Here is a 13,618-nt window from a genome sequence, read left to right as displayed (position 1 = left end):
CGGCCCACTCGTTTTCCCGGTCAGGGCTCCTCGCCGTCGGGCTGCCCCGGCCGCGACAGCCGCCGACTCGGCCCGCTGTCGCCGGGCGGCCCGTCGGTGAACGGCGCGTACTCTGTCGATTCCAGAGTGTCGACTGGCGCGAGCACGTCCCCGTCCATGCGAGTACTCGGTGGGACTCCCAGCGACGCCAGCACGGTCGGCGCGACGTCGAAGAGGTGTGGTTCGGAGACGGACGCCGACTCGTCGACGCCGTCGCCAGCGAGCGCGAGCAGCCCTCTGGGAACGTTCGCGTACGCTCTCTCGGGGTCGCCGAACTGGGTGCCGCACAACGCCGCGTCCAGGTGGACGTCGAAGCGCCGCGGCACCGTCACCACGTCCGGGCCCGCCTCGACGTGCGGGCCGCCGAAGAACTGCTCCGCGGGTCCGACGGCCGAGAACACGCGCTCACCGTCCGGCGTGCGCACGGTCCGGAGCGCGTCCACGAGGTCCGAACGCACGCTCTGGTACTCCGCGGGCGAGACGACGCCGTCCGGGTCGCGGCCGGCGCAGTTGACGCGGACTCCGTACCGCTCGCCGGAGCGCGCGTACGCCACCGACGCGTCGCGGTCCACGCGCTCGGTGGCCGCCCACACGACTCGGCGCGGGAGGACGCCGCCGGCGAGTCCATCGAGGCCGACGCGGTCGAGGAGCGACGCCACGCGCTGGCTCGTCGCGCCCGCCTTCGCCGCGAGCCCCGCCAGCCGCGCCCCGAGGCTCCGGCCGTCCGGTTCGTGGCCGGAGTCAGCTGCCGGCCGCGGCGGGAGCGCGTCCGTGCCGCCGCGCGTCGTCGACAGCAGGTCGCGGTCGTGGAGGAAATCGTTGACACGGAACGACGGGCCGTCCAGCGGCGCGACCCCGTGGTCGCTGGCGAGCACGACGGTATCCGGGTCGGTCGCCTCGACGGCAGTCGCCACGGCGTCGTCGACGGCGTCGAAGACGGCGGCCTGCGCACTCGGGTCGTCGGGACAGTCCCGGAAGACGGTCTTCGTCTGGTGGAACCCCAGGAAGCCGAAGTCGGGGCCGACTCGGTCGACGAGCCGGACGAACGCCGTCGCGCGAGCGGCGGCGAGCCGACGCGACCACGCCACGCGCTCGTCACCGGTGGCGTCCCCGGGGACGTACACGCGGTAGTCGTCGGGCATGCCGTCGAGGGCCGCCAGCGCGCCCTCCGGGTGGCAGGCCGGCCGGTCCGGGCCGCCCCACCCCGACACGAGTGCACCGTCGAACGGGCTGGGGGGCGCGGTCACGGGGACGTTCACGACGACGCTGGAGCGCCCGCGGCGGTCCAGCAGCTCCCAGAGCGCGTGCTCGCGGACGTCCCGGAACGTCGCGCGCGAGCACTCGCGGCCGTCGAAGGCTCGCCGACCGAAGACGCCGTGACGGCCGGGGTTCACGCCCGTGTACAGCGACGGCCACGCGCTGTGTGTCTCCGGCACCACCTGAGACGCCATCGACGCGGCCGCGCCGTCGGCGATCAGGTCGCCGACGGTCGACGCACGCCCGGCCTCGACGTGCGGACGGAGCGTGCGCTCGCAGACACCGCCGAGCCCCACGAGCAGCGTCCGCAGGCCGGACTGGTCGGTCACACCGTAGGCGTCCGCCGGTCGGCGCATTGTTATTGGGTGCGCACACAGCCAGTAGGCTCGTGCTTCGCCAGTAGAGCCGTCCGTAATGCGGTCCTACCGGGCCAACAGGCCAGACGCCCGTGGACACGGCCGGCTCGGCGACTCCCGACGCACGGCGTTCACCACAGCCTACCGAGAGTTGGGAGTGGCTACTGGCGTTCCGCGGACCCTACTCGCGGGTCGGACAACGATACAGCGGCTGGTAATTACGTGGTAACTATTCTGTAACGATTCGGCCGATATCCGCCGCAAAGTAGGGCCTACGTACCGTTTCTGTACCTCGAACTCGTCAGAATTCCTTTTTAGGTAACGTTGCTCTACTGCGCCATGTCGGAACCCAACGCCGACGACGAATCGCGTAACGACCACCCTACCGACGAGAAGGACGCGTCTACCACCCGCCGCACCTTCGTGAAGGGCCTCGCCGCCGCGGCGACCGTCGGTGGCTCTGCCTCTCTCTTCGGCCGCGCGTCGGCCCAGGAGTCACTCGACGGCTACCTCCCCCCGGACGGCACCCAGACGATTCCCGCCGGCGAGTACGACTGGGACGGCGACGGCCTCTCCGTCGGCAGCGGCGACACGCTCGCCGGCGGCGGCGAGGCGGGCGACGTCGTCTGGAACCTGAACTCGGACACGATGGACGGAACCGTCTCCGGCCGCCTCGAGAACGTGGTCGTCCGCGGCGACAACCCCGCCCCGAAGGCGGGCATCGATCTGGCACCCGGCGGCGTCATCGACGGCTTCGTCTGGCCCGAGGGCGGCGGCCAGAGCGAGGACCGCGCACTCTACCACCCGGACGGCGGCTCCCGAACCGAAGTGCACAACTCGGCGTTCGGCTGGATGGCGAACAACGGCGCGTACATCGACAAAGCACCCGTGACGATGGAGAACGTCGCCGCGGTGAACAACAACATCGCGAACATCCGTGTCGGCCACTGGGAGCGGAAGGGCACCTCGAACCCCCGCGAGAAGACCACCTACATCCGGAACTGTCTGGTCGCGGTCACGGAGACCCCGCGCCACGACGACGAAGCCGGGTCGCACGCGCGAGGCATTCGTCTCCGCCACCCCGCGCACCTCGTCATCGAGAACTGCTACGTCGTCTTCCTCGACGTCGACGGCACCGCGGACCTCGTCGAGCTCCACGACGAGGCTCCCGGCTCCACCGTCGAAATCCGGAACACGCACTTCTACAACGACAGCGGCGGCCGCATCGTCCGGGACAAGTCCGGCGGCGAGATGGACGTCACCATCGAGGACTGCACCATCGCGGGCTCCGGCAACCGCGAGGTCCAGCCGAGCTTCGACGGCAACGGGTTCACTGAGGAGTCAGTTACGGTCCCCCTACCGTCCGAAATCACGGGCTACGACGCGGCCGACGAAATCGACGGCATCGGCCCGGACGTCGGCCCGTTTAGTAGCGACGCCACCGGCTCGGGTGGCACGAGCGAGTCGGACAGCTACGACCACACGCTCGTCGTGCACGCCGACCCCGAGAATCCGCTTTCCGACGACGCCGCGCCCGGCGACCTCGACATGCTGGTCACCGTCTCCGGGAGCGCCGACTACGGCGAGGACGCGGAACCGGACTCCGACAGGGTCTACACGAACGCCGACGGCACGACCACGATCAAGGTCAACAACCTCAAGCCAGACGAGTTCGACTCCTTCGAGTTCGACGGCGAGGTCACGGACTACGTGGTCGACGACGGCTACGGGTACACCGTCTCCGTCGACGGGAAGACGACCACCTTCGAGAACCTCACCGACGGAACGTTCGACTACAACGGCTCGGGCACGCCCGACGGCTCGACGGACACGAGTACGGGCGAGGACGACAGCACCTCGCTGCCGAAGTCCATCGTCATCGACGGCCAGTCCGCGACCGACGTGACCACGTACACGTTCACCGTCACCGGGGACGTCAACCGGGACGCCGAGAACAGCACGTCCAGCGACGACGGCCTCACGTGGTGTGCCATCGAGGACGTCGCAGAGGGCGGGAAAGTCGTCGGCCTCGTCGGCGACGGCGTCGACGTGTTCCAGCACAGTGGCGACGTGACCGACCTCACCGTCGACGGCGACGCCGCGGTGTACATGGCGCGCAACGACTGACAGTGTCCCCAGCCACATCCACGGAGGACGGCGAGGAGACCAACTGGTGGGACGTCGGTCAGAACCCCGACGTCCACGACGACCTCGGCTACGAGATGGTCGACCTCGACGTCATCCACCACGACCCGGGCCAGCGAGACCAGGTGCTCGTCCTCCCCGCGGACGAGGACATGCTCCGCGACGACGCGTTCATGGTCGCCGACGCGGACGACATCCTCGACCTCGAAACGATGGTCTGACCCCGTCGACACCGTGAAGTCGCGGTAACCTCCCCCTACCGGCGGATTCTAACACGACCCTCCACACGCACTCGACCGGTCTGCGTTCAGCCCGCGGGACTGGTCGCACCTCGACCGAGCTCAGCCCGCCTGAAGCGCGACCGGAACCAGGAGGACGGCCATCAGGTGGACGCGGCGCGCGCCGACGGCGGGCGGAATCAGTCCGACGACGGTCGCCGCGCCGAGCAACACGACGCCGGTGAGGCCAGCGAGCAGCCACGCCAGCGCGACCAGTAGCACGCAGACCGCGGCCGTCAGCCAGCGGTGGTCGACCGCTCGCACGAGCCGGAAGTAGCGGTCGCCGAGCACCGGCACCAGCACGGCGGCGACGACGGCCGCGAGCGCGACACTCGCGAGTAGCAGCGGCAGCGTCCGCGGGAGGCTCGCCCGCTCGAACGCCACGAGTACGCCCGTCCGCGGCGAGCCGAGTGCGAACAGCGCGAACAGCGCGAAGATGGTGTTCGCCGTGTTCACGCCGGAGAGCGCCGCGACAAACGCCCGGTCTCCCTCTGCACTAGTGAAATCGAGCGCGAATATCGCGGCGATAGCGCCCGAGACGCCCGGAACGTAGGCGACAGCCGCGCCAGCCAGACTGCCGGCGACACCGGGCCGGACGACGGCTCCGGGCGGGACTGCGACCGCCGAGTCTGCCTGCGCGGGCACGCCGGCACCGCGGAACGCCGCCAGCAACACTGGTGCGCCGAACAGCCCCGCGAACAGCGGCGACAGCACGTCGCCTGTCGGGACGACGCCGTCTGGCTGCATCGGGAGCGCGACGACGCCGAGGAGGCCGCTCGCGACCACCGCGAGGACTGCGCCCGCTCGGGCGCGCCACGAGTCCTCGCGGAGGACGAGCGTCCCCAGGAGGACGGCCACGACGAGCGGAAGGTGGTCGTACACCGCTGGCGCGGCTCGGACGGCGAGCCACGTGACCGGCGCACCGAGGACGAACGCGACGGCGACGGCCGCAGCGCTACCGAGTGCGGACACGCGGAGTGCCTCCCTCCCGCGACCGCCGAGCACGAGGCGGTGGCCGGGCAGCGTGCTCACCGCCATCGCGGCGTCGGGGACGCCGAGCGCGAGCATCGGCACGACGTCCAGAAACGAGTGCGTGACGCCGGCCGCGAGCAGCGCCGCGCCGACGAGGTGTGGTGGGCCGGGAGCCAGCGGTGCCGCTGCGGCGAGCAGGAGCGCGAGCGTGTTCACGTGCAACCCCGGCACCAGCCCCGAACACGTCCCGAGCGCGATACCCGCTGACACCGCGGCCAGCGCCGCCACCGTTCCGGCCGGCGACAGGAGTACTCGGGCACCCAGAACGTCCATACTCTCGGGTGGCCGCGCTCCCCTACTTCAAGCTACGTAGCCCTGCGCAACGCTGCCGCTGGTCGACGCAGCGCGCGAAAGAAAATTCGTGGGTGTAGTCGAACCGGATTAGCCGAAGAGGTCGCCCAGACCCTCGCCGCTGGGCTCCTCGTCGTCGTCGTCGCCAGCGTCCTCGGCCTCGGCGGCCTCGTCGGCTTCCTCCTCGTCGTCGCCGCCCTCGTCGGCGTCCGCCTCGTCGGCGGACCCGGACGCGGCGGGCGCGGCGGCAGGCGCGGCGGCGGCCTGCTCGACGGCCTCCTCGATGTCGACGTCCTCGAGCGCGGCCACCAGGGCCTTGACACGGGACTCCTCGACATCGACGCCGGCGGCCTCGAGGACGCCGGTAATGTTCTCTTCGTTCAGCTCTTCACCAGACTCGTTCAGGATGAGTGCTGCGTAGACGTATTCCATGGTTATCCGAACATCTCCCCGAGGCCTTCTGCGCCGGCGTCTCCGTCGTCGTCATCGTCGTCGTCGGAGTCGTCGGCGTCCGCCTCGGAATCAGTCGTTTCGTCGCTCTGTTCCTCACTGCTGTCGTCGCCACCCTCGGCCGGAGCCGCGGGGGCGTCGACGTCCTGGAGCTCCTCAGGGAGCGCCTCCTCGTCGTCGATCTGCGCGGCGAGCGCCCGCACCTGGGCGTCCGCCTTGCTGACGAGGTCGTCGGCGAGGTCCGGGCTCTCCACGGCGGCCTGCAGGCCGAGGCTCTTCGCCTCGCCTTGGGCCTTCGAGATGAGCGCCGGTGCCGTCTGCTCCGTCGGGTACGCCGCGTTCACGGAGAGGTTCCGTGCGGACGCGGCCGCGGACTTGATGTCCGCGCGGTACTCCTCGACGTCGATCTCGAGCTCGTCCGGCGTGAACAGGACGCCCTCGGAGTAGACGCCGCGCAGGTCCAGGCCGACCTCCTTCGGCTCGATGCCGAGTTCGGAGAGGACGTTGGCGACGTCGTCGGAGACGACCTCGCCTTCCTCGGTGACGACCGAGTCTTCGAGGACCTGGATGGAGCCCTCCTGAATGCGTGCGTTCGCGCCGATGGTCTGCAGTTCGCCGACGAAGGGACCCGGGTCGATGCCCGTGTCGCCTTCGGGGACGACGATGTCGTTCGGCGCGACTTCGCCGGCGTTGATGGGTGCCGGCGTCTTCGACGCTTCGAGCTGCTGGAACAGCCCGAAGGGGTTGTCGTTGGTCGCGACGAGCCCGACCTCACCCTCGATGTACTGGGTCAGGTCCTCCAGGCCGTCGTCGACCTCTTCGAGCGCGCGGACCAGGAGCGTGTTCCGGCTCATCCGGAGCGCCGCCTGCCCGTGCAGGCCGCGTCGCATGTCCTGGAGCTGCTTGCTCGGGATGCCCGTGACGTTCACGACACCGACGCTGTCGTGGGCTTCCAGGAGGTCGACGAGCTCGTCGACCTCGCGCTGCTTCCACTCGGGAACCTCGTCGGTGGTGCGTTCTTCGGCGGACATTAAGCAACCTCCACGGCAGGCCCCATCGTGGTCTTCACGTAGACGGAGTCCACGTTCAGCGGGCCCTTCTCGAGGTTCGCGTGCAGACGACGCATGACGACGTCGATGTTACTCGCGATGTCCTCCGCGGACATGTCCTCCGCGCCGACGCGCGTGTGGAACGTGCGGCGGTCGCGGCTGCGGAGCTGCACGGTGTTTTTCATTCGGTTGATCGTCTCGACGGCGTCGTCGCCGGGCTGGAGCGGAGTCGGCATCTTGCCGCGCGGACCGAGAACCTGACCGAGCTTCGTCCCGATATCAGGCATCATCGGAGCCTCCGCCACGAAGAAGTCGGTCTCGTCTGCGAGGTCCTTCGCGGCGTCGTTGTCGTCCGCGAGGTCGTCGAGGTCGTCCTCGTCGAGGACTTCGTCGGCGACCTCCTCTGCGCGAACCGCGGTCTCGCCCTCTGCGAAGACCACGATCTGCGTCTCCTGTCCGGTGCCCGACGGCAGCACGACGCCCTCGTCGACACGTTTCGACGGGTCGTTGAGGTCGAGGTCGCGCAGGTTGATAGCGAGGTCCACGGTCTCACGGAAATTCCGCTCTGGGGCCTCCTCAAGTGCGCTGGATACGGCCTCTTCTATATCGTTGTCTGCCATCTTTCACCTCCGTAGTGCGTGACCCTGTGAAGGTCGGATCTCCTACGGGTCAGTGAAACAGGCGAAGCCTGTCTCGCTTCGACAGACGGCCATCCCGTGCTTAAAAGCGTCGAAGCGCACCGGGCGTGAGAGCCGTCCACGCAACCCCACGAGGCCGAGCCGCCGGCTACCGAATCGACTGCGAAGAGAAACTGAACCGGGTCGAAGAACCGATTATGCGGCCGCCGCTTCCTCGCCGAGGACGTCGTCGTAGTCGCCGTCGTCGACGCGCTCCTTGAAGGTGCGGGCGTCCTCGCCCTCGATGGTGACGCCGAGGGACGCACACGTACCGGCGACCTCCTTCGCGGCGTTCCGCGTGTCGTAGGAGAGGAGGTCGGGCTTCTTCTGCTCCGCGATGGTCTTCAGCTGTTCGATGGAGAGGTCCGCGACGAAGTCCTCCTGCGGTTCGCCGGAGCCCGTCTCGAAGCCGGCCTCGTCCTTCACGAGTGCGGCCGTCGGCGGGACACCGACTTCGATGGAGAACGAACCGTCGTCCTCGTACTCGATGGTGACGGGGACTTCTGTTCCGTCGAACGCTTCGGTCTGGTCGTTGATCTCCTGGACGACCGCCTGTACGTCGACGGGTGTGGGACCGAGCTCGGGACCGAGGGGCGGACCAGGGTCGGCCTGCCCACCGGCGACGAGCACTTCTATCGTCTCAGCCATACTCCGAGAAACCGCCGCCGCGGGTTTAACCCTTGTCTTTCGTGGGAGGCGGGGGAGCGAGCGCCCCGTCCGGTGCCTCGAACTCAGGGCAGGTGGACGCCCTGGCGCGCGAGGAAGTCACTGACCTCCTTGATGACCACGGGACTCCCGATGATGCGGACCACGGCGGCGTCCTCGGGTTCGAAGACGGAGACCATGAACTCCGCTTCGAGGTCGGTGTCGAGTCCCTCCACTGTGGACTCCGGCAGCACGATCTGCGTGCTGTCTCGGAACGTGGAGGGGTCTCCCATCACTTCGTCGTGGCTTCAGCCGGCGTATTAACGTGTCGAAACGAATTCACGGGGCCGCGGAGGAAAGCGCTTTTCGGCACCTGCGGTCTACGAGCGAGTAATGGGGCTCGAGGAGGATATCGAATCGCTCGAAGAAGAAATCGCCGAGACGCCGTACAACAAGTCGACGGAGGCCCACATCGGCCGCCTGAAGGCGAAGCTCGCCGAGCTGAAGGAGAAACTGGAGGCCCAGGAGGCGGGCGGGAGCGGCGGTGGCGGCTACGCCGTCGAGCAGCACGGCGACGCGACGGTGGCGCTGGTCGGCTTCCCGTCGGTCGGGAAGTCCTCGCTCATCAACGCGATGACGAACGCGGACAGCGAGGTCGGTGCCTACGAGTTCACGACCCTCGACGTGAACCCCGGAATGTTGGAGTACCGCGGCGCGAACATCCAGTTGCTGGACGTGCCGGGGCTCATCGAGGGCGCGGCCGGCGGCCGCGGCGGCGGGAAAGAGATTCTCTCCGTCATCCGCGCCGCCGACCTGGTCATTTTCATGCTGTCGGCGTTCGAGGTCGAGCAGTACGAGCGGCTCTCCGAGGAACTGTACAACGTGAACATCCGCGTGGACGAGGAGCCGCCGTCGGTGACGGTTCGGCGGAAGGGGAAGGACGGCATCGACGTGAACACGTCCGGCGACATGGACCTCGACGAGGACACCGTCAAGGAGATTCTCCGCGAGCGCGGGTTCATCAACGCCGACGTGACCATCCGCGGCAACCCCTCGGTGGACAAGCTCATCGACGGCGTGATGGACAACCGCGTCTACATGCCGTCGCTCGTCGCCGTGAACAAAGTCGACCTCATCGAGCCGTCGTACGTGGACACGATGAAGGCCCAGTTGCGCGAGCAGGGCATCGACCCCGACGAGGCCATCTTCATCTCCGCGGCGGAGGAGAAGGGTCTGGACTCGCTCAAAGACCAGATGTGGGCGGAGCTCGGGCTCATCCGCATCTACATGGACAAGCCCGGCCGGGGCATCGACTGGGAGGAGCCGCTGATAATCCGGGAGGGCGAGACTGTCGACGACGCCCTCCAGAAGCTCGGCGGCACCCTCGACGAGCGCTTCCGGTTCGCGCGCGTGACGGGACCGTCGGCGATACACGACGAGCAGCAGGTCGGCCGCGACCACGTTCTCGAAGACGAGGACGTGTTGCGCGTGGTCGCCCGCCGGTAGATGGCCGGTGGCTTGCTGGGCACCGCGCGACGGCGAGTCGTCGCAGTGGCCGTCCTCGTAGGCCTTCTCCCATGGGTCGTGGTCGTGCTGGAGAACGGCGTGTATCCCCTATTCTCCGTGGGCTTCCTCTACACCGAGCCGTTGACGTTCACCTCACTGCCGGTATGGGTCGAGCGCACGGGCACCGTCCCACCCCAGTACCGGGCGTGGCCCGTTGCGACGACGCTCTGGCTGGCGGGCATCGCCGCTGCGGGGCTGGACATGGACCGGAAGATGACCGCCGGATTGCTCGCGCTCGCGGCCGGGAGCGTCGGGTCGCTGGCGCTGGCGCTGTCCCGCCATCGGACCGTCACCGGGATTCCGGTGGGCGCGCTCGCGCTCGGCGCGGCCGCCGTCTACGCGTTCGCGGCGGGCCGCGAGTAGCCGACGCTGGTTCCGGCTCCGGTACGCTTTTCGACGCGCCTCGTGACCGTTCTGGTATGGCAGACTTCGTACTCGACCACGTGATGATGCGCGTCGGCGACCTCGAGGAGTCCCTCGACTGGTACGGCGAGCACCTCGATTACATCGAACACGCGCGCTGGGAGGCCGACACGTTCACGAACGTCTACCTCGGTCCCGAGGACCCCGGCGAGGACGGCGCGTTCCTCGAACTGACCGAGAACCACGACACCGACGAGTACGACAACGGCGACGCGTTCGGTCACATCGCCGTGCGCGTCGAGGACGTCTTCGACGCCTACGAGGAGCTGATGGACGCGGGCGTCGCGGACTACCGCGACCCCGAGTCCTGTGGCGGCAGCTACGCCTTCGTGAAAGACCCCGACGGCCACGAGATAGAAATCGTCGAGCGCGAGGTCGGGCCGCGCTGGAGCATCGACCACACGATGGTGCGCGTCGAGGACGCCGACCAGCACCTCGGCTACTGGACGCGGAAGTTCGAGTACGAGCACACGGGCCGCTGGGAGGCCGACTCCTTCGCGAACTACTTCCTGAAGCCCGAGGACGGCGGCGACGAGGCGATGGCCGTCGAGCTCACGTACAACTACGACGGCCGGAGCTACACGCTCGGCGACGGCTGGGGCCACCTCGCCGTGCGCGTCGACGACCTCCACGACGACTGGGCGACCCTGATGACGCGGGAGTCTGAGGACTACCGCGACCCCGAGTCCTGCGACGACAACTACGCGTTCACGAAGACGCCGGACGGCCACGAGATCGAGGTTCTGAACCCCGACGCGTCGCCGATGGACCGCTCGTAGTCGACAGGCCGACACCGCACCGCGGACGCAGACCGCTTGCAGGCGACGCGACCGACCCCCTCTCTTTTGTAGGGCGACGGCGTGCAGCCAGATATGGCAGACACCCCGTTCCGAGAGCGGCTGGCGACGGCCACGGACGGCAACGAGTGGGGCGTGTTCCTCGTCGCCCTCGGCGTCCTGTTCCTCTTGCTCGGGTACGCGGGCGGCAGCGTGCTGGCCGGCGAGGGGCTGGGCGGCCAGCTGTGGGCCGTCCCGGTCACCGGACTCAGCGTCGTCGTGCTGGCCCTGCTCGCCCAGCAGGTGATTCGATGAGCGCGGACGTCGTGCCAATCGGCCGCGTGGAGACACCGTTCGAGACGACGAGCGAGGCCCCGCCGCAGGGCGAGGAGACGGCGTACTGCGGGAACGTGCGCGTCGACGAGCAGTTCCGGGACGGAATCGGCGAGTTCGCGCACGGCGACAGCGTGGTCGTGGTGTGGTGGGCGGACCGCGCCGACCGCGACGTGTTGCGGGTCAGGGACGGCGAGCGCGGCGTCTTCTCGACGCGCTCGCCGGCGCGCCCGAACCCCATCTGTTTCACCGAGTGCGAGGTCGTCGCCGTCGACACCGACGACGGAACACTCGCAGTCCGGGGGGTGGATATGGCGGACGGCAGTCCCGTCCTCGACCTCAAGCCGCCACTCGACTGACCGGTCTCAGAGGGCGTCTTCGGGCGCGCCCGCGAGTCCGGCGAGTGCGTCCGCCTCGACGTGGTGGAGGTCGCCCGGCACCACGAGCAGGTGTAGCGGGTCGCCGAAGTCCGACTCCGCGAGCGCACCGAGGCGGTCGGCGCGCACGGTCGCGTCCGGAGCGCCGGCGCGCGCGACGACGACGCCGAGGGCGTCCGGGTCCCAGTGTTCGGCGAGCAGCCCCGCGGCCTCGCTGGCGGTCATGTAGGCGTCGCCGTCGACGCTCGGGTGGTCGACCTTGATGTCGAGGTAGACCAGGGTGTGGAGGCCGCGCTCGCGGTTCGCTTCGACGGTCTCGACGACCGAGGCCGGGACGCCGTCGGCCCCGTGCGCCCACTCGAAGGGGAGCGTCGTCGCCTTCCCGAACCGGTAGTTCTGGAGGCCGGTCAGGCTCGACGCGGCGGACTCGGCGGTCGGCGCGTGGACGACGCGCGTCTCGATGCCGCGGTCGGCGGCGCGCAGCCGGAGGTCGACGTGCGTCGTCGAAATCATCGTGTCCCCGGCCGTGAGGAAGACGGCGTCGCCGTCCTCGGCGGCGTCCAGGATGGGCTCAGGGTTCTGTTCGACGCCCGCGCGGTCGCGGACCTCGATGGTCGTGTCGTGGTAGTCCTCGAGGTCGTCGACGCCGGCCCCGACGAGGCGGCTGGTGTAGAACTCGGCGAACGCGCGGTCGGCGGCCGCGATGGCGTCCCGCCCCTCGACGGTGACCGACCGCTCGTCGTAGAGCCCGAGTCCGACGAACGTGAGCATACCTACGCTTCGCGCGGGCCGTCCCTATGGGTTTCGAGTCGTCCCGGCCGTGGTGCAAGCGACACCGGTAAGGCCCGCGCCGACCGAGTTTCGGCGATGGCAGTACCCTGCGTCCGCGTCCCGGTCGAGGACGGTGAAGCCACCCGGCAGCGCCTCGCCGACGCCGACCTCGTGGACGCCGACTACGCGATAACGGGCGACGACGACGCGCTCTACATCCCCGTCACCGCCCCCGAATCTGTCTCCGACGACCTGGACGTCGTCGAGTTCGACGCGCCCGAGCGCCGGACCCAGACCACGCCCGCGGACATTCTGGGCTTCGACCCCTCGTACGAGCGCCTCGGAGACATCGTGGTCGTCGACGAGGACGACGACGAGCGCGCCCGTGACATCGCTGACGCGGTCGTCGACTCGGACATCCCCGTCGAGACGGTGCTGAACCGCGCGTCGAAGATCAAGGGCGAGCAGCGCGTCCGCGACTGGGACGTGCTCGTCGGCGACTCGACGGAGACCGTCCACCGGGAGTACGGCCACGAGTTCGCGCTCGACCTCGACGCCGTCTACTTCTCGCCCCGGCTCGCGACCGAGCGCCACCGCGTAATCGAGCAGGTCAGTCCCGGCGAGCACGCTTTCGACATGTTCGCGGGCGTCGGGCCGTACGCGGTCCCGATGGCGTCGGCCGGTGCCGAGGTCGTCGCGACCGACGTGAACGAGACCGCAATCGAGTACCTGCACGAGAACGCCCGGCGGAACGGCGTCGGCGACCGCGTGACCGCTATCGCGGGGGACGTCCGAGACGTAGTCTCGGGCTCGTCACGAGCGGATCGAAGTGACGGCGTCCGCGAGGTCACTGGCGAGTACGAGGACTGGGCCGACCGCGTTGTGATGAATCTCCCGCACACCGCGGGCGAGTTCCTCGACACCGCCGTCGCGCTCGCGGGCGACGACTGCGTGCTGCACTACTACGACATCCAGCACGAGGACGGGCGCTTCGAGGCCGGCGAGACCGCGATTCGGGCGGCAGCCGAGCCCGAGTACGACGTGGCAGTCGAGACCCGGCACACGGTCCGGTCGTACGCGCCCCACGAGTTCAACGTCGTGCTGGACGTCCGCCTGACGCGCCGGTGATTCGCAAGCCTTATTTCTCGTATCC

The 13,618-nt window shown here is 69.1% G+C and carries 16 protein-coding genes; 8 read left to right on the top strand and 8 right to left on the bottom strand.

The window, feature by feature from the left end; all coding sequences use genetic code 11:
* Positions 1–20: 20 nt before the first annotated feature.
* The gene (locus tag BMW35_RS01270; protein ID WP_089667342.1) at positions 21–1,652 is read right to left on the bottom strand and encodes an alkaline phosphatase family protein; all 1,632 of its coding nucleotides are present in this window, start codon (positions 1,650–1,652) and stop codon (positions 21–23) included.
* A 339-nt stretch (positions 1,653–1,991) separates the two neighbouring features.
* Between BMW35_RS01270 and BMW35_RS01265 the strand changes: the two genes are divergently transcribed.
* Together BMW35_RS01265 and BMW35_RS01260 are read left to right on the top strand one after the other, a co-directional pair.
* Entirely contained in the window at positions 1,992–3,779 is a 1,788-nt protein-coding gene (locus BMW35_RS01265) for a right-handed parallel beta-helix repeat-containing protein (protein WP_089667341.1), read from the top strand.
* Between the two features lie 2 nt (positions 3,780–3,781).
* Complete coding sequence (locus BMW35_RS01260; RefSeq protein WP_089667340.1) at positions 3,782–4,018, top strand: hypothetical protein; 237 nt, start codon at positions 3,782–3,784, stop codon at positions 4,016–4,018.
* Positions 4,019–4,138: 120 nt separating this feature from the next.
* Here BMW35_RS01260 and BMW35_RS01255 read toward each other — a convergent pair whose 3' ends face one another.
* The 6 genes from BMW35_RS01255 to BMW35_RS01230 form a co-directional block, all read right to left on the bottom strand.
* Positions 4,139–5,380 carry a tripartite tricarboxylate transporter permease gene (locus BMW35_RS01255; RefSeq protein ID WP_089667339.1) on the bottom strand — a complete coding sequence of 414 codons (1,242 nt, stop codon included), beginning with the start codon at positions 5,378–5,380 and terminating at the stop codon, positions 4,139–4,141.
* A 108-nt stretch (positions 5,381–5,488) separates the two neighbouring features.
* Complete coding sequence (gene rpl12p / locus BMW35_RS01250) at positions 5,489–5,830, bottom strand: 50S ribosomal protein P1 (protein ID WP_089667338.1); 342 nt, start codon at positions 5,828–5,830, stop codon at positions 5,489–5,491.
* Between the two features lie 2 nt (positions 5,831–5,832).
* Positions 5,833–6,879 (bottom strand): 50S ribosomal protein L10, encoded by a 1,047-nt coding sequence (locus tag BMW35_RS01245; protein WP_089667337.1) that lies wholly within the window; start codon positions 6,877–6,879, stop codon positions 5,833–5,835.
* The gene (locus tag BMW35_RS01240; protein ID WP_089667336.1) at positions 6,879–7,517 is read right to left on the bottom strand and encodes a 50S ribosomal protein L1; all 639 of its coding nucleotides are present in this window, start codon (positions 7,515–7,517) and stop codon (positions 6,879–6,881) included. The genes BMW35_RS01245 and BMW35_RS01240 overlap by 1 nt, the downstream gene beginning before the upstream one ends.
* A 213-nt stretch (positions 7,518–7,730) precedes the next feature.
* Positions 7,731–8,222 (bottom strand): 50S ribosomal protein L11, encoded by a 492-nt coding sequence (locus tag BMW35_RS01235; RefSeq protein ID WP_089667335.1) that lies wholly within the window; start codon positions 8,220–8,222, stop codon positions 7,731–7,733.
* Between the two features lie 83 nt (positions 8,223–8,305).
* Positions 8,306–8,512 (bottom strand): VNG_1110C family protein, encoded by a 207-nt coding sequence (locus BMW35_RS01230; protein ID WP_089667334.1) that lies wholly within the window; start codon positions 8,510–8,512, stop codon positions 8,306–8,308.
* Positions 8,513–8,612: 100 nt separating this feature from the next.
* Between BMW35_RS01230 and BMW35_RS01225 the strand changes: the two genes are divergently transcribed.
* The 5 genes from BMW35_RS01225 to BMW35_RS01205 all read left to right on the top strand — a co-directional run bounded on the left by BMW35_RS01225 (position 8,613) and on the right by BMW35_RS01205 (position 11,676).
* Entirely contained in the window at positions 8,613–9,725 is a 1,113-nt protein-coding gene (locus BMW35_RS01225; RefSeq protein WP_089667333.1) for an OBG GTPase family GTP-binding protein, read from the top strand.
* A gap of 45 nt (positions 9,726–9,770) precedes the next feature.
* Positions 9,771–10,148, top strand: coding sequence for a DUF8050 family protein (locus tag BMW35_RS01220; protein WP_245708108.1), 378 nt, complete (start codon positions 9,771–9,773; stop codon positions 10,146–10,148).
* Positions 10,149–10,204: 56 nt separating this feature from the next.
* Positions 10,205–10,987, top strand: coding sequence for a VOC family protein (locus BMW35_RS01215; protein ID WP_089667332.1), 783 nt, complete (start codon positions 10,205–10,207; stop codon positions 10,985–10,987).
* A gap of 93 nt (positions 10,988–11,080) precedes the next feature.
* Entirely contained in the window at positions 11,081–11,299 is a 219-nt protein-coding gene (locus tag BMW35_RS01210; protein ID WP_089667331.1) for a hypothetical protein, read from the top strand.
* Positions 11,296–11,676 (top strand): SAM-dependent methyltransferase, encoded by a 381-nt coding sequence (locus BMW35_RS01205; protein WP_089667330.1) that lies wholly within the window; start codon positions 11,296–11,298, stop codon positions 11,674–11,676. The genes BMW35_RS01210 and BMW35_RS01205 overlap by 4 nt, the downstream gene beginning before the upstream one ends.
* 6 nt (positions 11,677–11,682) lie before the next feature.
* Here BMW35_RS01205 and dph5 read toward each other — a convergent pair whose 3' ends face one another.
* The gene (dph5, locus tag BMW35_RS01200) at positions 11,683–12,465 is read right to left on the bottom strand and encodes a diphthine synthase (protein ID WP_089667329.1); all 783 of its coding nucleotides are present in this window, start codon (positions 12,463–12,465) and stop codon (positions 11,683–11,685) included.
* A gap of 96 nt (positions 12,466–12,561) precedes the next feature.
* Here dph5 and BMW35_RS01195 point away from each other — a divergent pair, with 96 nt between their 5' ends.
* Positions 12,562–13,593 carry a class I SAM-dependent methyltransferase gene (locus BMW35_RS01195; RefSeq protein ID WP_089667328.1) on the top strand — a complete coding sequence of 344 codons (1,032 nt, stop codon included), beginning with the start codon at positions 12,562–12,564 and terminating at the stop codon, positions 13,591–13,593.
* The last annotated feature ends 25 nt before the right edge of the window (positions 13,594–13,618 follow it).

Origin of the sequence: Halobacterium jilantaiense, from assembly GCF_900110535.1 — an archaeon.
Lineage (GTDB): Archaea > Halobacteriota > Halobacteria > Halobacteriales > Halobacteriaceae > Halobacterium > Halobacterium jilantaiense.
Note: the sequence above shows the minus strand (reverse complement) of the source record. Positions and strands in the feature narration are given on the sequence as shown.